Source organism: Thalassorhabdomicrobium marinisediminis (assembly GCF_003072065.1).
Lineage (GTDB): Bacteria > Pseudomonadota > Alphaproteobacteria > Rhodobacterales > Rhodobacteraceae > Octadecabacter > Octadecabacter marinisediminis.
In genome coordinates this window covers 45451-63707 of the sequence record NZ_QCYG01000003.1, presented here as the reverse complement: position 1 = coordinate 63707, position 18257 = coordinate 45451, and the positions used below count along the sequence as shown (strand labels likewise).

Sequence of the window (18257 nt, the reverse complement as noted above, 5' to 3'; positions counted from 1 at the left end):
GGGCCACAGGGCCGGTCACGGCAGGATCACCGGCGGCGCCTCACGCGCGGGGGCGGCATCGGGCGGCTTGACATAGACCGGCTTGGGGGCAGGGGGGGCGTCGTGCAACTGTGCGGCGGCAATCAGCGCCACCTGACGGATATGATCCTCGGCGGGGAAGGCCGTGGCGCTGGCATAGGCCGCGGTCACATCGTCCGGCGCGGCAAGGATCGGCGCGCCCATCGTCCCGGGGTCATAGACGTAGAGCTGGTCGCGCGGGGCGGGCACCGAGGTCTGCGCCCGGCCGGACAGGTGCTGCGTGGTCTCGAACATCGACACGCCCACGGCCGGTTTGCCCAGCCCCAGCGCCAACCCCCGCGCGGCCGAGACCGAAATCCGGATGCCGGTGAAATTGCCCGGACCGGTGCCAACGCCCAGCCCGTCCAGATCACCCCAGCCCAGTCCGTGCGCGGCCAACAGCTCTTCCAACAGCAGCATCAACCGCTCCCCCTGACCGCGCGCCATCTCTTCCACGCGGGTGTGGACCGTGCCGTGCAAAAGCAAAGCGGCGGCGCAATGCGCCGCCGATGTGTCGAATGCCAAAAGCGTGGTGTCAGGCTGCAACGGGGCGCACCTCGACCACCTCGGGGATATAGTGGCGCAGCAGGTTCTCGATGCCCATCTTCAACGTCAACGTGGACGAGGGGCAGCCCGCGCAAGCGCCTTGCATATGCAGGTAAACGACGCCGCGATCGAACCCGTGGAAGGTGATATCGCCCCCATCCTGCGCCACCGCAGGGCGCACGCGGGTGTCCAGCAACTCTTTGATCTGGTTGACGATCTCGCCATCCTCCCCGGTGTGCTCGGCGTGGCCGCTGGCCGCTTGCTCACCTTCGATCACGGGCTTGCCGGACTGGTAATGCTCCATGATCGCGCCAAGGATCGCGGGCTTGATGTGGTCCCATTCAACGCCGTCCGCCTTGGTGACGGTCACGAAATCCGTGCCGAAGAACACGCCGGTCACCCCCTCGACTGAGAAGATGCGCCCCGCAAGCGGGCTTTTCTGCGCGGCCTCGGCATTGGGGAAATCGGCCGTGCCCATCTCGAGCACCTGTTGCCCGGGCAGGAATTTCAACGTGGCAGGGTTCGGGGTGGATTCGGTCTGGATGAACATCGGAAGAAACCTTTTTTGTCAGGTTTTACATATGCGCCCCCGGGCGCGCCCTGTCAAGGTTTGGAACGGTTCTAAAAAGCAGCGCGGGCGGCCCTTCCGGACCGCCCGCCTGTGGTGTCGTCTGATCGGATCGACTTAGTTGAATTCGATCTTCTGGGTGTCCACCACTTCATCGTTCACCCGCAGCACGGCAATCGCGTTGGTCGAGGGGCGGGCGATGTTGACGTTGACCTGCTGGTTGGCGCCGGCTTTCACCTTGGTCGAGCCCAGCAGCGCACCCTGGGTGCCCTTGTGGAAAGAGTAGAGCTCAACCACGCCATCGGCTTCCGCCACAACGGTGCCCAGCTCGACCTGACCGTTTGCGGTCTGGTTCTTCACCAGCGGGGAGAGGTGGCTCGCATCCGCCGAAGCGATGCCCACGGAAGCAACGAGGGCGGCGAGGCTGAGGGATACGGTCTTGAACATGGTCTTTCCTTTCGTCGGCCGATTTCGGCCCAGTGATCTGTCGGTCGTCTTGCTGACGAGCGACCGGTTAAGAAAATGTCGAACAGCAATTCGCTGCCGTCCGGTGTCACTGATCTGGTCTGAAAGGGGGCGAAGCGGAAGCCCTTGATCGATCACAAAAAAATGCGCGTTTTCGGCGCTTGCAGCCTCTTGAAAACGAAGATCGACACCCCGTTAAGGTGCGATAGCGCGCGGGCGCACAGATTGGAGCGGTTTTTCGTGCATTCATGCACACTGTCCGTGACAGCCGCCCCCGACCGCCGCCGGCCCATTCTCACATCGGCGTGAGCGCTCGGCGAGAAAGCTGTAACAGTCCGGGCGCGCGGGGCTCAGGTGATCTCCTGCAGCCGCTCCTTGGACATGTCGCCGGGGACGATCGTCATGGGAATCGGCAGGTCGCCGGCCTGTTTCGTCAGCGCGGTGATCAGAGGGCCGGGGCCCTTCTTGTCGGTCGCCGCCCCCAGCACCAGCACCCCCACTTGAGGGTCCTCTTCGATCTGGGCCATGATCTCGTCCACGGGCACGCCCTCACGGATCACCAGCTCGGGATCGACGTTCTGCTTGTCGCGCATCCACTTGGCGAAGACCTCGAAATGCACCTCGATCCGCTCGCGCGCCTCGGCCCGCATGATGTCGCCCACGCCGATCCAGTGGTTGAACTCATCGGGCGGTATGATCGACAGAACCGACACGCCGCCCCCGGAATTGGCCGCACGCATGGCGGCGAACCGCATGGCGTTCAAACACTCGCGGCTGTCATCGAGGATCACCAGAAACTTGCGCATGGGTCTCTCCCTTGTTGCGGATGCACTGTGCCGGAGCGCCCCCGCTGGCGCAACACAAGATCGTCACCGCCTCGTCGTGGCCAGCGCCCGGCGCAGCCCCCGCAGACCGGCATTGCCGATCCGGTTGGCGACAAACACAAGCGCCTGTGCAGCCAGCGCGGCAAGCGCCGCCACCGCCCCCAGCGCCAGATCCGTCAGCCGGACCGCCGCCCGAAACACCCGCGCCTTGCCCAGCACCGCAAAGGCCTTGCCCGTGCGCGGCCCCATGGCGGCGCTCACCCGGGCCAGACGTGCCGCATCCTCGGCGCTGTCCACATGGCGCAACAGCGTCACCGCCTGCGCGACCGACGTGTTCTCGGCCAGCCGCCCCAGATCGCTGCCGATGGCGCTTAACTTCCCCAGTTTGGCGCTGTCCACGACCTCCGCGGGGCCGATGCGGAACCGCGCCAGATCACCCATCCGATCCCAGCGCACCGCATCTCCGGCCAGCGCGGCCAGCCGCGCCGCAAAGGCCGCGTTCAGCTCGCCCATGCGCCGCGCCATCCGCAGCACCGACGCGCCTGCCTTGACCGTATAGCTGCTGCCGCCCGTGGCCAGCACCGCCCCCGTCGCCCCCAGCCCAACCAACGCCAGCCCCAGATCAAGCCGGTCGACCGCGTCCCCCGCGCCGTAATTCAGTGCCGCCCGGCGCAGGGCGTTCACGTCCCCCGCCGGGGTCAGCTCGAACGGGATCGCGCAGGCGGAGATCTGCGTCAGGGTCGCGCAGGCGGTCACATCCACCGCGCAGGCGCCGCACCCCAGCGCCGAGGCGAAAAACCCGGTCTGCGCGTCGACCACCTCCTGCAATCGCACCTTCAAGGCGGGCGGCACCGCAACCTCATAGGAGATCGCCAGATCGACCAACAGTTCGATCCGCATCAAATCCTCGTCCGCCACCGCCGCCTGTAACCGCGGCACCAGCCAGTCCGCATCCACCTTCCGCGCCATCGCCCGGCTCAGTGCTACCTCGATCCCGGCTGCGCTGCGTTGAACCAAAGGTGCCGCGAAGGGTGCCTGCGCCAAGAGCCACAAAGTGCAGGCCAGCGTCGCCCCGAAGGGCAACACGTGCAGCACGACGATCAGTGTGCGCTTCACGCGGTGCGCTTGGCCCAGGCCCAATACAACTCACGCGTGCGGCGGGTGACCGGGCCGACCTGATAGGACACGTCGTCGAAGGCGGTGATCGGCGTGACCTTGGCCATGTTGCCGCTCAGAAACAGCTCATCCGCGTCGCGGGCATCGTCGAAGGTCAGCACGCTTTCATGCACGGTGTAGCCGTCGGCGCGCAGGTTCTCGATGTGGCGCGCGCGGGTGATCCCGGCCAGAAACGTGCCGTTGGGGATCGGGGTGAACACCGCGCCGTCCTTGACCAGAAACACATTGGCCGTCGCGCTTTCCGCCAGATTGCCCAAAGCGTCGGCCACCAGCGCATTGTCGAACCCCTTGGACTGCGCCTCGGCCAGCATCCGCGCGTTGTTGGGATACAGGCAAGCGGCCTTGGCGTTCACCACGCTGCTGTCCATCACCGGACGGCGGAACCGCGTCGTGGTGACCGAGATCGTGGCCCCCTCGGGGGCAAAGGGGATCTCTTCCAGACAGATCGCGAAGCCCGCCTTGCCCTTGCCCGGCACGATGGCGCCGGGGCCGGTATCCTGCCCCCAATACATCGGCCGGATATAGACCGGCGCGTCGCCATAGGGGCGCAGACCCTCGCGCACGATCTCGACCATCTCCTGCGTCGACACCCAGGGCGTCAGCATCAGCGCCTCGGCCGAGCGGTTCACCCGTTCGCAGTGCTTGTCCAGATCGGGCACCAGCCCGTTCACCGCCCGCGCCCCGTCGAACACGGCCGAGCCAAGCCACATGCCGTGATCGGCCGCCTTCATCAGCGGGATGTCGCCCTCATGCCATTGGCCTTCGAAATAGGTGCGAATGTTGGTGCCCGTCGCCATGGCGCTCTCCGTCAGACTGCTTTTGCCGCGACCCTAGTGGGGGCGCGCGCCCGCGTCCAGTCACGGGTCAGAGCGTCCCTCCTCCACCAGTGCTGCCACGTCCAGCCGCGCGTTGACCATCCGCAACTGGCCATCGTCATCCCGCGGCCAATCCGCCTGCGGCCGGTCGCGATAAAGCTCCACACCGTTGCCGTCCGGGTCCCGCACATAGACCGCCTCGCTCACCCCGTGGTCTGCCGCGCCCTCAAGCGCGATGCCCGCCTCCAGCACCCGCGCTACCACGCGCCCCAGCGCGACGCGGTCGGGATAGAGCAGGGCGGTGTGATAAAGCCCCGTATGCCCCGCAGGGGGCGCGGTGGCCCCAAGGCTCTCCCATGTGTTCAGGCCGATATGATGATGGTAGCCACCGGCCCCCAGAAACGCCGCCCGGTCGCCATATCGCTGGGTCAACTCGAAGCCCAGCACCTCGCCATAAAAGGCAATCGCCCGATCCAGGTCGGACACTTTCAGATGGATATGCCCGATCATCGGGCTTTGGACTGGCTGGGGAATGGTCATGGGCGCTCTCCTTTGGCGCAGAGTTTACGCCCCCGCGCATCCCCGCAACACCCGCAGCCCCGCGCAGCGCCTTTGCGTGCCCGCACAGATCCCGTTGCGCCCGCACCGCACGGTCCGGCAACTTCGCCTTAACCCCGCGCGGGCAATCTGCCGCATGGTTGACCCGCGGGGCCCAGACGCCCCGTGCCATGGAACTTGAAACGGCAGCCGGCCTCACAGACCACCCCCGCGCGCTCGCGCAGATCGGGTGCAGAGGCAGGTCGCAGCGCATTAGACCTTGGGGCTGACACCCCCACGGCTTCCGTCCTTTTACCAAAGAGTGCGCCACACCCCGCAAAACCGCCTGCCCGTCAGCGCCCGCCGCTGCCTCGGGCCAAAAGCGCATCCCTCGTTTCATCTGACCCGATAAACTCTCCCCGAAGGGCCGGGTCGCACCGCGCCGCTCGGCCAGTGGCGGTTACGAGCGCAGCAAACCCACGATGTCATAGGTCCGCTCAAGCACCGGCGTCGCAATCTCGCGCGCGCGCTGTGCCCCGCGGGCCAGCTTGCGGTCGATCTCGGCAGGATCATCCATCAGGCGCTTCATCTCGTCGCTGATGGGCGCCAGCTTCTCGACCGCCAGTTCGGCCAGCGCCGGTTTGAACGTGCCCCAGCCCGCACCGGCATATTCGGCGACGACCGCCTGCGGGCTGGAATTCGCAAGGCCCGCATAGATGTTCACAAGGTTCGCCGCCTCGGGCCGCCCCTCCAGTCCTTCGACGCTTTCGGGAATCCCCTCGGGATCGGTCCGCGCCTTCTTGAACTTCTTGGCGATGGTGTCGGCGTCATCCAGCATGTTGATCCGCTCCATATCGCTCTCGCCGGATTTGCTCATCTTCTTGGTGCCGTCGCGCAGGTTCATCACGCGGGTGGCGGGGCCTTCGATCACCGGCTCGGTCATCGGGAAGAAGTCGACGCCGAAGTCGTTGTTGAACTTGGCGGCGATGTCGCGCGTCAGCTCGACGTGCTGCTTCTGATCCTCGCCCACGGGCACATGGGTCGCGTGATAGAGCAGGATGTCAGCCGCCATCAGCGACGGATAGGCATACAGCCCAAGGCTGACCTTCTCGGCGTTCTTACCGGCCTTGTCCTTGAACTGGGTCATCCGGTTCATCCAGCCCATGCGTGCGACGCAGTTGAGGATCCAGCCAAGCTGCGTGTGCTCGGGCACCTGGCTTTGGTTGAACAGGATCGACGTTTCGGGATCGATGCCGCTGGCCAACATGCCGGCGGCAATCTCGCGCGTGCCCTTCTTCAGGGTCGCAGGGTCCTGCCAGACGGTGATCGCGTGCAGATCGACCGAGCAATAGAGCGTTTCCATCGCGCCGTCCTGCATGTCCACCCAGCGTTTGATCGCGCCCAGATAGTTGCCAAGCGTCAAGCCGCCCGAGGGCTTGATGCCGGAGAAGACACGCGGGGTGAAAGTGCTATCGCTCATGAGACGTTCCAACGCTGGATTTACAGGTCTGCTTGGCTTACCCATGCACCGATATATCGTCAACCGAAGTGAGCCTTCCCATGCACAACCCCAACCACGGCGAAAACCCGTTCAATGCGATTCCTCCGGTGCCCTTGGCACTGGTGCTGGTGATCGCGGGGATCGAGCTTGTGTTCTCGGCTGCGGGTGCGGGCTTCGTCGGCGGGGCCGGGGGGATCGGCTGGCGCTCGGCCGCGTTTCAGGACTACGCTTTCGCCCCCGCCGTGATGACCGAGATCTTCGAGCGCGGGCGCGGCTCCTTCGATCTGTGGAAGCGGTTCGTCAGCTATGCATTCGTGCATATCAACTTCACACATACGCTCTGGGCCTGTGTGCTTCTGCTGGCGCTGGGCAAGTTCGTGGGCGAGATTTTTCGCCCCCTCGCTTTCGCCCTTTTGTTCTTCATCAGCACCATCCTCGGGGCCGCGATTTACGGGCTGCTGTCGTGGCAGAACGCCCCGCTTCTGGGGGCCTATCCGGGGGTTTACGGGCTGATCGGGGCCTATACCTATCTGATGTGGCTCACGCTTGAGCGGATGGGGGAAAACCAGCTCAAGGCCTTCCAGCTTATCGGCATCCTGCTGGGGCTGATGCTGGTCTATTCGATGATCTTCGGCTCGACCCCCACATGGATCGCCGAGGTCGCGGGCTTTGTCGTCGGCCTCTTTGCCGCACCGCTTCTGGCCCCCGGCGGCTGGACGGCCTTCGTCAACCGGATGCGCAAGCGCTAGGGCGGGGGCAGGGCGCCATGACCCAAGCCGCAGGCCCGCCCGCCGTCACCCTGTCGCGTGCCGGGCCACAGCAGCGCGCAACCCTCGCGCAGCTGTTCCAACTCTACATCTACGACATCTCAAGGTTTGCCCGCTGGCCCGTGGGGCCGGACGGGCGCTATGACCTCGCCGACCGCATTCTGCCGCCCTATTTTGACGCGGCCGATCATCACCCCTATCTGATCCTGTCGCAGAACGAGATTGCGGGCTTCTGCCTGATCCGCCGCGCCTCGGACGACGCTGCGCGGTGGGACATGGGGCAGTTCTTCGTGATGCAGAAATTTCGCGGCGGGGCCACGGCGCAGGCGGCGTTCCGGGCCGCCCTGCACCTGCACCCGGGGCGCTGGCAGGTGCGCGTGCTGCCCGCCAACGAACCCGCCCTGCGGTTCTGGTCCGCCGCCATCGCGCAAGTAAACGGCAGTCCGGTCGACGGGGAGGATGTGACGGCAGACGGGCTCACCATGCGGCGCTTCGCTTTCCAGCTCGGGCCGGATGTCAGCCCCGCCGCACCGCCGTCTTGAAGTCGGCCAACCGGAAAGCCCCGAGCATCTGGCCAATGGCGAAATAGCTGACCATGCCCAGCACCACGATCACCGCCAGCGCGGCGTAGCGCACCCCGGGCAGGCCCAGCGCGGGGCCGACCAACAGCATCAGGATATAAAGCACCACACCCATCAGGAGCGAGGCCAGCACGATCCGCCACAACCGGCTTTTGAACCGCGGGTCGAACTGCGCGGCTTCGCCCATCTTGCGGCTGCCGAGCCAAAGCTGCCAGACCATGACCCATGCGGCGATGCTGGTGGCGAGCGCCGCCGCGATATAGCCGATGTAGATCGACAACCCGATCGCCACGGCGGCGTTCACCACCATCGCCACCAGTGCGTAATAGAACGGCCTTTTGGTGTCCTCACGCGCGAAGAACAGCGGCTGCAGCGCCTTTTGCAGCACAAACGCCGGCAGGCCGAGGCCATAGACCGTCACCGCCAGCGCTGTCGCCGCCGTGTCGTCGCTGTCGAACAACCCGCGCTCGAACAGCACGCTCACCAGCGGCACGGGGATCACAATCAGCGCCACCGCGGCGGGGATCGTCAGCGCCAGCGCCAGTTCCGACGCGCGGTTGAAAGCGTCGCGCCCGCCGGCGTCATCGCCCGCGGCCAGACGGCGGCTCAGGTCGGGCAGAAGCACCACGCCCAGCGCAATCGCCACCACCCCGAGGGGGAGTTGATAAAGCCGGTCCGCATAGCTGAGCCATGCAATCGCGCCGTCATAGAAACTGGCCACCTGACGGCCCACCAGCAGGTTGACCTGCACCACGCCGCCCGCCAGCATCGCCGGGGCCGCGATCACCGTCAGCCGTTTGAGTTCCGGCGTCATGCGGGGCAGGCGGGGGCGCAGATTGATCCCCGCCCCCCGCGCCGCGACCCAGACCAGCGCCAGTTGCGCGGCCCCCGCAATCGGCACGCCCCAAGCCAGATAAAGCCCGGTGCGTTCCTGCGCCACGAAGGGCGTGCCAAGGATGTCGGTCGTGCTCAGCCAGACGGCGGCGATCAGGATCACGTTGAGCAACACCGGCGCCGCCGCCGCCGCCGCAAAGCGCCCGGTGGCGTTCAGCACGCCCGAAGCCAGCGCCGCCAGCGAGATGAACAGGATATAGACAAAGGTGATCCGGCCATAGTTCACCGCGAGATCAAGCCGCCCGTCATCGGCAAAGCCCCCCGCCATGGCCAGCACCAGCCACGGCATGATGACCTGCGCCACCAGCGTCAGCACGATCAGCACCGTCGCCAGCCCCGCAAAGGCATCACGTGCAAAGCCTTCCGCATCGGCCCCGGTCTCCAGCTTTTTCGAGAACATCGGCACAAAGGCCATGTTGAACGCGCCTTCGGCGAAAAAACGGCGGAACATGTTGGGCAGGGCAAAGGCAATCAGGAACGCTTCGGCCACCGGCCCCGCGCCCAGAAAACCTGCGATCAGGATGTCGCGCACGAAGCCCAGCACGCGGCTGAGCAGGGTCCAGACCCCCACGGTAAGGAAGCCTGCAATCAGTCGGATGGGTTTCATGGGGTCTGCTCGATCCTTGGGTTTGGCCCCTTTTAGGGGCAAGCGGCGGCGAAAACTATCGCGAAGTTGGCCCCGCGCCGAAGTTCACCGACCGCCGCCCAAGCGCCCGACCCGACGCGCAGACCCCGTCGCCGCACCGTCATTCCCAGGCCCGTTTGGCCCCTTCGGTGATCGCATCGCGCAGCTTCTTCTCCAGCGCTTTCTGTTTGTTCTCGGCGTGGAACTTCAGCCCGAACATATCCTTCACGTAGAAGGTATCGACGACCTGCTCGCCAAAGGTCGCGATCACCGCGCTGGCGATATAGACGTTGGCATCCGCCAGCGTGCGCGTCAGATCGTGCAGCAATCCGGGGCGGTCGCGGGTGTCCACTTCGATGATCGTGTAGATCTCGGACCCCTCGTTGTCGAAGGTGATCGAAGTCTTCACCCGGAATGCGCGTTCGCGTTTCTTCATCCGGTCGCGCCCGGCCAGCGCGTCGCGGGCCACGACCTCACCGTACAGCGTCTTCTGGATCATCTGGCGCAGGCGCGGCAGGCGCTCTTCGTCATAGGGGCGGCCCTCGATGTCCTGCACCCAGAAGGTCGCGGTGGCGTAGCCGTCCTTGCTGGTGAAGGTCCGCGCATCGACCACGTTGGCCCCCACCAGCGACAACGCCCCGCACATGCGGCTGAAAATGCCCGGATGATCGGCCATGGCGAAGCAGACGCGGGTGGCGTCGCGGTCCTCGTCCGGGGTCAGCCGGGTGCGCATCTCGTCCGGGCCGATGTCGCGCAGCATCTCGGCGAATTGCAGGTGGGCGGTGACGTGCAGGCCTTGCCAATAGGGCGGGTAATGGCGGCCCAACTCGGCGCGGATCGCCTTCTCCGTCCAGCCCGCATCCTCTTTGTCGCGCAGGGCGGCGCGCAACCGCTTGCGCGCCTCGGTGCCCCGTTCGTTGCGGTTCAGCGCCTCCATCCCGTTCTCAAGCGCATAGCGCGTCTGGCGATAGAGCGCCCGGATCAGCACCGCTTTCCAGTTGTTCCACGTGCCCGGCCCCACGCCGCGGATGTCGCAAACCGTGAGCACGCAGAGCAGGTTCAGCCGCTCGACCGTTTTCACCGCCTTGGCGAAATCGCGCACCGTGCGCGGGTCGGCAATGTCGCGTTTCTGCGCCATGTCCGACATCAACAGATGATAGCGCACCAGCCATTCGACCGTCTCGCTTTCCTTGCGCGACAGGCCCAGCCGCGGCGCCACCTTGCGGGCGATCCGCGCGCCCAGCACCGAATGATCTTCGTCCCGGCCCTTGCCGATGTCATGCAGCAGCAGCGCCACGTAGAGCACCCGCCGGTTGATCCCGCCCTTGAGGATCGAGGCCGAGACCGGAAGCTCTTCGTCCAGCTCGGCGCGTTCGATCTTCGACAGGTGGCTGATCGTCTGGATCGTGTGCTCATCGACCGTGTAGTGGTGATACATGTTGAACTGCATCATCGCGACGATGGGTTCGAACTCGGGCAGGAAGGCCGACAGCGCGCCCAGCTCGTTCATCGTGCGCAGCGCGCGTTCGGGGTTGCCGTGCTTGAGCATCAAATCAAGGAAGATGCGCTTGGCTTCCTTGTTCTGGCGCACCTCGTCGTCGATCAGATGCAGGTTCGCCTTGATCAGCCGCATGGCGTCCGGATGCATCAGGGTGCCGGTGCGCAGCGCCTCTTCAAAGATCCGCAACAGGTTCAGCGGATCCTCGACAAAATCCTCGGGCTCCGCCACGGTCAGCCGGTTCTGCTTGATCGCATAGGGGGCCTTGGCGCGTTTGGTGCGGTTGAACAGCCGTTGCAGCATCGGCTCGGCCTTCAGGTGCGCGGCTTCTTGCGCCACAAGGAAGATGCGGGTCAGGTCGCCCACATCCGTGGCGTGGTGGAAATAATCCTGCATGAAATGCTCGACCGCGCGGCGGCCGCCGCTGTCGGTGTAATGCATCCGCTCGGCCACCTCGACCTGCATGTCGAAGGTCAACTGGTCCACCGCGCGCCCGGCGATCAGATGCAGATGGCAGCGCACCGCCCAGAGGAACTCATGCGCGGCCTTGAACTCCTCGTATTCGTCCTGCGTGAAGACCTTGTGCTGCACCAGCTCCGAGGCATCCTTGACCCCGTGAACGTATTTGCCGATCCAGTAGAGCGACTGCAGATCGCGCAAACCGCCCTTGCCCTCTTTCACGTTGGGTTCAACCATATAACGCTGGCCGCCCTGTTTGGCATGCCGGGCCGAGCGTTCGTTCAGCTTGGCTTCGATGAACTCGGGCACGGTGGCGGTGAAAAGCTCGTCGCGCAGCCGCGTCGTCAGCTCTTCGGCCAGCGCTTCGTCCCCGGCGAGAAAGCGTTCCTCAACCAGCGAGGTGCGGATGGTGTAGTCGTCCCGAGCGAGCCGCAGACATTCTTTCACCGTGCGGCTGGCATGGCCCACCTTCAGCCGCAGGTCCCACAGCAGATAGAGCATGGTCTCGATCAGGCTCTCGGCCCAAGGGGTGAGCTTGTAGGGCGCCAAAAACAGCAGATCGACGTCGGAGTAGGGGGCCATCTCGCCCCGGCCGGACCCGCCCACCGCGATCAGCGCCAGCCGCTCCGCCTCGGTCGGGTTCGGATTGGGGTGCAGGTGCGATTTCGCCAGCCGGAACACCTCGATCACGATGGCATCGGTGAGCCACGAATAGGCGCGGGTGGTCTCGCTCGCGACGAAGGGATTGGCCTCGAAAGCGCTGGCGATGATCTTGCGGCCCGCGTCCATCGCCTGCTTGAGGATCGGCAGCATCGCCGCGCGCTTGTCCGAACCCAGCGGCCCGGCGTCGGCAATGGCCTCAACCAGCGCCACGTGCAGAGCCCTGCGGTTGAGGATCTCATCCGCAGGGCAAATCAGGTCGTCGGGGGTCAGATCGCCGGTGGGATCATAGGCCCCGTCGCCGAGCAGATCAGGATCCGCCACGGCCGAACGACAATGGGGCCGGATCGACGATGGAGACGCGGTTGTCGACGATCTGAGCCACGGCCAGCGCACGTTCGTTGGTGCCGTCACGGCGCAGGCGGAACGCGCCCGCCGCGCCCGAGAACCCGGCCGACCGGGTGAGCGACGCCTTGGTCAGTGCGTTGCTGTCGCCGGTGGCGGCCAGCGCGCCGATGGCGGCGATCCCGTCATAAGCGATCGAGGCCAGCGGGTGCGGTGCGGCACCGTAAGCGGCTTCATAGCGGCTGCGGAACGCGGCTTCGCGTCCGGCATCGGCCATGGCAAACAGCCCGTTCTGCAACCCGGGAAGCGAGGCCGCCTGCGGTGCTGCGTCCCACCGGGTGATGCCGATCAGCGGCGTCGTGGCGGGCACCAGCCCCTGGTCGTTGAGCGAGGTGGCCAGGATCGGCAGCCCGCCGGCCACGTTGTCGGTCACGAAGATGCCCTGCGCCCCGCCGGAATTGGCGGCGTTCACGATGGCCGAGGCACGGGCGAAGATCCCCTGCTGGCTGAACGGATAGGACTGCACGCCCACGACCGTGCCGCCATTGGAACGGATCGAGGTCGAAATCGCATCCCGCCCGACAGACCCCGCAAGGTCTTCCTGATGCGCGATCAGGAACCGGGTCATGCCCTGGGTTGCAGCATAGCGCACCAGCCGGTCAGAGATATTGCCAAAGGTGTTGCCCAGCACGAAGACGTTGCCCCCCGCGATGGCGGTGTTGTTGGAGAAGGCCAGCACGTTAACATTGGCTGGGGCCACGGCGACCCCCACGGCATTTGCGCTGGCGGCATCCAGCGGGCCAAGAATGATTTTCGCCCCGTCTGCGACCGCCTGCGCGGCCATCTGGCTGGCCTGTCCGGCATCGCGCGCGGTGTTATAGACCTGCAGATCGACCTCGACCCCGTTGAGATCGGCAATCGCCAGCCGCGCGGCATTCTCAAGGCTCGAGGCGATGGCATTGGCCTCGGCCGAGCCGGTCCCGCCGGGCACCAGGAGCGCCACCTGAACCGGCGCGGAGGGGTCGATCCTTTGTCCCGAATTGCCGCCCACGCTGGGCACCGCCAGATCACAGGCGGCAACGAAGGCGAAGGCTGCAAGGGTGAACAGGCGAACAGCAAGGCTGGGCAAACGGGCTAACATGGACTATCTCACTTCCTCTGGCGGCGGGGCTGTCCCCGCGGCTTCCTGGCCTACCATAATAGGGCGCGGGTCGAAGGGGTCTAGCAATGAATCACGAACCGGATGAAACTCGCCCAACGGCCTATCGCACGGTGCCCCTGACGGCAGGGCTCTATCTTTGCGCGGTGCCCATCGGCAACGCCCGCGACGTGACCCTGCGCACGCTTGACATCCTTGCCAGCGCCGATGTGATCGCCGCCGAAGATACGCGCACCGCGCGCAAACTGATGGACATTCACGGGATCCCCATCGGGCGGCGCAGGATGATCGCCTATCACGACCACTCAGGCGAAGCCACGCGTGAGAAGATCCTCGACGCGGTCGTCGAAGGGCAGTCGGTGGCCTATGTGTCCGAGGCCGGAACCCCGCTGGTGGCCGATCCGGGCTACAAACTGGCGGCGGCATTCCGCGATCTGGGCTTGCCACTCACGGCCGCACCGGGGGCATCGGCCGTGCTGGCTGCGCTGACCGTCGCCGGCCTGCCCAGTGACGCTTTCCATTTCGCAGGCTTCCTGCCCGCCGGCAGCGCCGCCCGCCGCCGCGCGCTTGAGGCACTGCAGGACGTGGCGGCGACGCTGGTCCTCTACGAGTCGCCGAAACGGATTTACGGATTGTTAACTGATTTGGGGCAGGTTCTAGGGGAATCGAGGGAGGTGGCGCTTTGCCGGGAGCTGACGAAGAAGTTTGAAGAGGTGCTACGTGGCACGCCTGAGGCCTTGCTGGAGCAGTTGGACGGGCGCAGCCTGAAAGGCGAACTGGTCGTGCTTGTGGGCCGTCGCACCGGCGCGGAGCTGGATGAAGACGCGGTGCAGCAAGCCTTGCGATCCGCGATGCAGACCATGCGGATCAAGGACGCCGCAACCGCGGTCGCCGGCGCAACTGGCCGCCCGCGCCGCGACATCTATCAGCTCGCGCTGAGCCTGAAAGAGGAGGACGACTGATGCAAGTTACGATCCAGGGCCAGACTGCGGCCGGCATGGCAGCGACCAATGTGGCATTGGCGAAGAAAGCGCGGGGCCGCATCGCCTATAAGGCGGGCCAAGCCGCCGAAGACATTGTCGCACGGCAATACACGCGCTCCGGCCGCCCGGTGCTCGCCCGCCGCTGGCGCGGCACCTACGGCGAGATTGATCTGGTGGCGCAGGACGGTGACGGGGTCATCTTCATCGAGGTGAAGAAAAGTCGCAGCCATGCCCGCGCCGCCGCCCGGCTGACCCGCCGCCAGATGGACCGGATTTACGGGGCCGGATCGGAATTTCTCGCGACGCAGCCCAAGGGTCAGTTAACGGATGTGCGCTTCGATGTGGCACTGGTCGATGATTTCGGCCGCGTCGATGTGATCGAAAACGCTTTCATGGACGCTTGACGGATCGGACCCATTGCGATCTTGCGGCGGCAGGTCCATGTTTCGGGGACCCTCAGATAAGGACACCCCATGACTGCCGCCAAATCCTTGACCGTTGCCTTTCAGATGGACCCGATCGACGCGGTGGACATCAATGCCGACAGCTCTTTCCGGCTTGCCGAAGAGGCGCAGGCGAGGGGGCATGCGCTATTCTACTATACGCCGGATCAGCTGAGCTATCGCGAGGGGCAGGTGTTCGCGCGGGGGCAGGATCTGACGGTGCGGCGAGAGGTGGGCAACCACTTCGCCGTTGGAGAGATGCGGGACCAGAACCTTGCTGAGGTCGACGTGATCTGGTTGCGGCAGGACCCGCCGTTCGACATGGGCTATATCACCACAACCCATATTCTCGACCGGGTGCATCCCGAGACGCTGGTGGTGAACGATCCGTTCTGGGTGCGCAATTATCCCGAGAAACTGCTGGTGCTGGACTTTCCCGACCTGACACCGCCCACCGCGATTGCCCGGGATCTCGACACGCTCAAGGCTTTCCGCGACCGCCACGGGGACGTGATCCTCAAGCCGCTTTACGGCAACGGCGGCGCGGGGGTGTTCAAGCTCGCCCATGCGGACAGCAACCTCGCCTCGCTCCATGAGCTTTTCGTCGGCATCAACCGCGAACCCCTGATCATCCAGAAGTTCCTGCCCGACGTCAGCGCGGGCGACAAGCGGATCATTCTGGTCGAGGGGGAGCCCGTCGGCGCGATCAATCGCGTGCCGGCCAAGGGGGAAACCCGGTCGAACATGCACGTGGGCGGGCGGCCGGAACCGGTGGGGTTGACCGACCGCGACCGTGAGATCTGCGACCGGATCGGCCCTTTGCTGCGCGAAAAGGGGCAGATTTTCGTCGGCATCGATGTGATTGGCGACTATTTGACCGAGATTAACGTGACCTCGCCCACCGGTATTCAGGAGCTTGAGCGGTTCGACGGCACCAATATCGCCGCGAAGATCTGGGAGGCGATCGAGGCGCGGCGGGCGTGAGCGCTCCGTCGCATCGCCTGAAGCTATTGCGTCTGGCCATGCGCTGGGCTGTCAAACCGCAGCTGGAGAAATCCGCAACACCGGAGACGGCCTATCGCAGCTTCGAGCGCCTTGCGCCGCTGTTGTTCAGCACGCCCCGGGGGCTTGAGGTCCGGCAGGAGGGGCCGGCGGAATGCCTGATGCCCGAAGGGGCGGTTCCCGACCGCGCTATTCTCTATCTGCACGGCGGCGCCTTTGTCGCAGGCACCCCGCGCAGCTACCGCGCCATCGCCGGACGGCTGGCCCGCCGCACCGGCGCGCGGGTGTTCCTGCCGGATTATCCGCACCTGCAAGAGGCCCCGTTCCCCGCCGCGCCGGATGCGGTGCTGGCGGCGTGGGATGCGCTTCTGGCGCAGGGGTGGCGGCCTTCGGATATTGTCATCGCCGGTGACAGCGCGGGCGGCAATCTGGTGTTCGGGCTGCTGGCGGATCTGCTCGCGCGGGGGCAGCGGCCGGCGGGCGTTGTCGGCTTTTCGCCTTGGGGGGACCTGACCCTCTCCGGCGAGTCTTTGGCCGCGAATGCCGCGGCAGACCCGCTGATCCCCGTGGACCGGATGCGGGAGGCGGTCGCGTTGTATCTGGACGGGGCCGATCCCCGCGACCCGCGGGCCAGCCCGGTCTTCGCCGACTTCCCCGATCCGCCGCCGGTGCTGATCCAGGTCGGCGCGGATGAGGTCTTGCGCAGCGATGCGGAACGGCTGGCCGAAAAGACGGGCGCAAAGCTCGAGATCTGGCCCGATGTGCCCCATGTCTGGCAGATGTTCGACGGACGGCTGCCCGAGGCCAACGCCGCAATGCGTCAGGTCGCGCGTTTCGTTCAAACCTCTTTCGACAGGGCCAGACGGTAGCCGACGGCTTCGGCCACATGGGGTTTGCGCACGTGCTCGGCCCCGTCGAGGTCGGCGATGGTGCGCGCCACGCGCAACACCCGGTGATAGCCCCGCGCGCTGAGCCCGAATCGGTCGGCGACCTTCAAAAGGAGCGCCTTGCCGTCGGCGTCCGGGGTGGCGACCTCTTCCAGCGCGCCGCCTTCGAGGTCGGCGTTCACCCGAATCGCCGCGCCTGCGTAGCGCGCCGATTGCACCGCGCGGCAGGCGGCGACGCGGGTGGCGATGGTCGCGGTGGTGTCGCCGGAGGGCGGCAGGTCGAGATCCTGCAGCGCCACCGGTGGCACCTCGATGCGCAGATCGAACCGGTCCATCAGCGGGCCGGAAATCCGCTGCATGTAATCCTCGCCGCAGACCGGAACTTTGGCGCAGGCGCGGTTCGGGTCGGTGAGGTAGCCGCATTTGCAGGGGTTCGCGGCGGCCACCAGCATGAACCGGCAGGGGTAGCGGACGTGGGCATTGGCGCGGGCGACGACGACGTCGCCCGATTCGATGGGCTGGCGCAGGGTTTCCAACACGGCGCGTGAGAATTCGGGGAATTCGTCCATGAACAGCACGCCGTTGTGCGCGAGCGAGATTTCCCCCGGCCGCGCCCCCCGGCCTCCGCCGACGATCGCCGCCATCGACGCGGTGTGGTGCGGTTCGCGGAAGGGGCGGGCGCGGTTGATGCCGCCGTCGCTGAGCAATCCGGCGAGCGAATGGATCATCGAGGTTTCCAGTGCCTCGGCGGGGGTGAGCGGCGGCAGGATGCCCGGCAGGCGAGCGGCGAGCATGGATTTGCCGGAGCCGGGCGTGCCGACCATCAGCACGTGATGCCGCCCCGCAGCGGCAATCTCGAGCGCGCGCTTGGCCTTTTCCTGCCCCTTCACATCGGCGAAGTCGCGCGCGGTGGGGGTGGCGATGACCTCACCAGCTTCGGCGGGGGCGAGGGGGGCATGGCCGGTGAAATGGCGCAAGGCTTCGCCCAGCGTGCGGGGGGCATAGACGGCGGCGGCGTCGACCCAGGCGGCTTCGGCGCCGCAGGCCTGCGGGCAGAACAGCGCTTTGTTTTCAACGGCGGCGGTCATGGCGGCGGGCAGCGCGCCGAGCACCGGAACCAGCGAGCCGTCGAGCGACAGCTCACCCAGCGCGACGGTTTCCGCGGCCACATCCTGCGGGACCACGTCGAGGGCGGCGAGCAGGGCGAAGGCGATGGGCAGATCGAAGTGCGACCCCTCTTTCGGCAGGTCAGCGGGCGAGAGGTTGACCGTGATCTTTTTCGAAGGCAGCGCGATGGAAAGCGCCGAGAGGCTGGCGCGGATGCGATCGCGCGCCTCGCTCACCGCTTTGTCGGGCAGGCCCACGATAGAGAACGCAGGCAGGCCGGGGGCGGTGGTGCATTGCACTTCGACCAGCCGCGCCTCAACCCCTTCGAACGCGACCGTATAGGCGCGTGCCACCATCC

General features: G+C 66.1%; 18 protein-coding genes. 6 read left to right on the top strand and 12 right to left on the bottom strand.

All coding sequences use genetic code 11. The features are described from left to right. Positions 1-15 precede the first annotated feature (15 nt). The 8 genes from tsaB to trpS form a co-directional block, all read right to left on the bottom strand. Entirely contained in the window at positions 16-603 is a 588-nt protein-coding gene (gene tsaB, locus DC363_RS04810; protein WP_108640006.1) for a tRNA (adenosine(37)-N6)-threonylcarbamoyltransferase complex dimerization subunit type 1 TsaB, read from the bottom strand. Next, positions 593-1153, bottom strand: a complete 561-nt coding sequence (locus DC363_RS04805; RefSeq protein WP_108640005.1) for a NifU family protein — start codon at positions 1151-1153, stop codon at positions 593-595. The genes tsaB and DC363_RS04805 overlap by 11 nt, the downstream gene beginning before the upstream one ends. A 135-nt stretch (positions 1154-1288) precedes the next feature. Beyond that, positions 1289-1618, bottom strand: a complete 330-nt coding sequence (locus DC363_RS04800) for a hypothetical protein (protein WP_108640004.1) — start codon at positions 1616-1618, stop codon at positions 1289-1291. A 368-nt stretch (positions 1619-1986) separates the two neighbouring features. Then, complete coding sequence (locus DC363_RS04795) at positions 1987-2442, bottom strand: universal stress protein (RefSeq protein ID WP_108640003.1); 456 nt, start codon at positions 2440-2442, stop codon at positions 1987-1989. 63 nt (positions 2443-2505) lie between these two features. Continuing rightward, positions 2506-3576 carry a hypothetical protein gene (locus tag DC363_RS04790; RefSeq protein ID WP_146180744.1) on the bottom strand — a complete coding sequence of 357 codons (1071 nt, stop codon included), beginning with the start codon at positions 3574-3576 and terminating at the stop codon, positions 2506-2508. After that, complete coding sequence (locus DC363_RS04785) at positions 3573-4433, bottom strand: branched-chain amino acid aminotransferase (RefSeq protein ID WP_108640001.1); 861 nt, start codon at positions 4431-4433, stop codon at positions 3573-3575. The genes DC363_RS04790 and DC363_RS04785 overlap by 4 nt, the downstream gene beginning before the upstream one ends. Positions 4434-4493: 60 nt before the next feature. Further along, a complete protein-coding gene (locus DC363_RS04780; protein WP_108640000.1) occupies positions 4494-4991 on the bottom strand; it encodes a VOC family protein in 498 nt (165 codons plus the stop codon). Between the two features lie 457 nt (positions 4992-5448). Next, positions 5449-6468 (bottom strand): tryptophan--tRNA ligase, encoded by a 1020-nt coding sequence (gene trpS, locus DC363_RS04775; RefSeq protein ID WP_108639999.1) that lies wholly within the window; start codon positions 6466-6468, stop codon positions 5449-5451. Positions 6469-6548: 80 nt separating this feature from the next. Here trpS and DC363_RS04770 point away from each other — a divergent pair, with 80 nt between their 5' ends. Both DC363_RS04770 and DC363_RS04765 read left to right on the top strand, forming a co-directional pair. Further along, complete coding sequence (locus DC363_RS04770; RefSeq protein ID WP_108639998.1) at positions 6549-7238, top strand: rhomboid family intramembrane serine protease; 690 nt, start codon at positions 6549-6551, stop codon at positions 7236-7238. 17 nt (positions 7239-7255) lie between these two features. Continuing rightward, positions 7256-7798 carry a GNAT family N-acetyltransferase gene (locus DC363_RS04765; RefSeq protein ID WP_108639997.1) on the top strand — a complete coding sequence of 181 codons (543 nt, stop codon included), beginning with the start codon at positions 7256-7258 and terminating at the stop codon, positions 7796-7798. Here the strand turns inward: DC363_RS04765 and murJ are convergent. The 3 genes from murJ to DC363_RS04750 all read right to left on the bottom strand — a co-directional run bounded on the left by murJ (position 7773) and on the right by DC363_RS04750 (position 13459). Continuing rightward, a complete protein-coding gene (murJ, locus tag DC363_RS04760) occupies positions 7773-9338 on the bottom strand; it encodes a murein biosynthesis integral membrane protein MurJ (RefSeq protein ID WP_108639996.1) in 1566 nt (521 codons plus the stop codon). The two genes, DC363_RS04765 and murJ, sit on opposite strands and share 26 nt — an antisense overlap. A 139-nt stretch (positions 9339-9477) precedes the next feature. Continuing rightward, positions 9478-12297 carry a [protein-PII] uridylyltransferase gene (locus DC363_RS04755; RefSeq protein ID WP_196778375.1) on the bottom strand — a complete coding sequence of 940 codons (2820 nt, stop codon included), beginning with the start codon at positions 12295-12297 and terminating at the stop codon, positions 9478-9480. Next, a complete protein-coding gene (locus DC363_RS04750; protein WP_108639995.1) occupies positions 12284-13459 on the bottom strand; it encodes a penicillin-binding protein activator in 1176 nt (391 codons plus the stop codon). Before DC363_RS04750 ends, DC363_RS04755 begins: the two co-directional genes overlap by 14 nt. Positions 13460-13545: 86 nt before the next feature. Between DC363_RS04750 and rsmI the strand changes: the two genes are divergently transcribed. From rsmI to DC363_RS04730, 4 genes are all read left to right on the top strand, one after another. Then, positions 13546-14439 carry a 16S rRNA (cytidine(1402)-2'-O)-methyltransferase gene (rsmI, locus tag DC363_RS04745; protein WP_108639994.1) on the top strand — a complete coding sequence of 298 codons (894 nt, stop codon included), beginning with the start codon at positions 13546-13548 and terminating at the stop codon, positions 14437-14439. 35 nt (positions 14440-14474) lie between these two features. Next, the gene (locus tag DC363_RS04740; protein ID WP_108640302.1) at positions 14475-14864 is read left to right on the top strand and encodes a YraN family protein; all 390 of its coding nucleotides are present in this window, start codon (positions 14475-14477) and stop codon (positions 14862-14864) included. Between the two features lie 69 nt (positions 14865-14933). Then, positions 14934-15887, top strand: a complete 954-nt coding sequence (gene gshB / locus DC363_RS04735) for a glutathione synthase (RefSeq protein WP_196778374.1) — start codon at positions 14934-14936, stop codon at positions 15885-15887. Beyond that, positions 15884-16774: an alpha/beta hydrolase gene (locus DC363_RS04730; protein WP_241962928.1), complete on the top strand. Its 891-nt coding sequence runs from the start codon at positions 15884-15886 to the stop codon at positions 16772-16774. The genes gshB and DC363_RS04730 overlap by 4 nt, the downstream gene beginning before the upstream one ends. On the opposite strand, the gene DC363_RS04725 is transcribed toward DC363_RS04730, so the two are convergent. Next, positions 16744-18255 carry a YifB family Mg chelatase-like AAA ATPase gene (locus DC363_RS04725; RefSeq protein ID WP_108639992.1) on the bottom strand — a complete coding sequence of 504 codons (1512 nt, stop codon included), beginning with the start codon at positions 18253-18255 and terminating at the stop codon, positions 16744-16746. The two genes, DC363_RS04730 and DC363_RS04725, sit on opposite strands and share 31 nt — an antisense overlap. Positions 18256-18257: the final 2 nt, after the last annotated feature.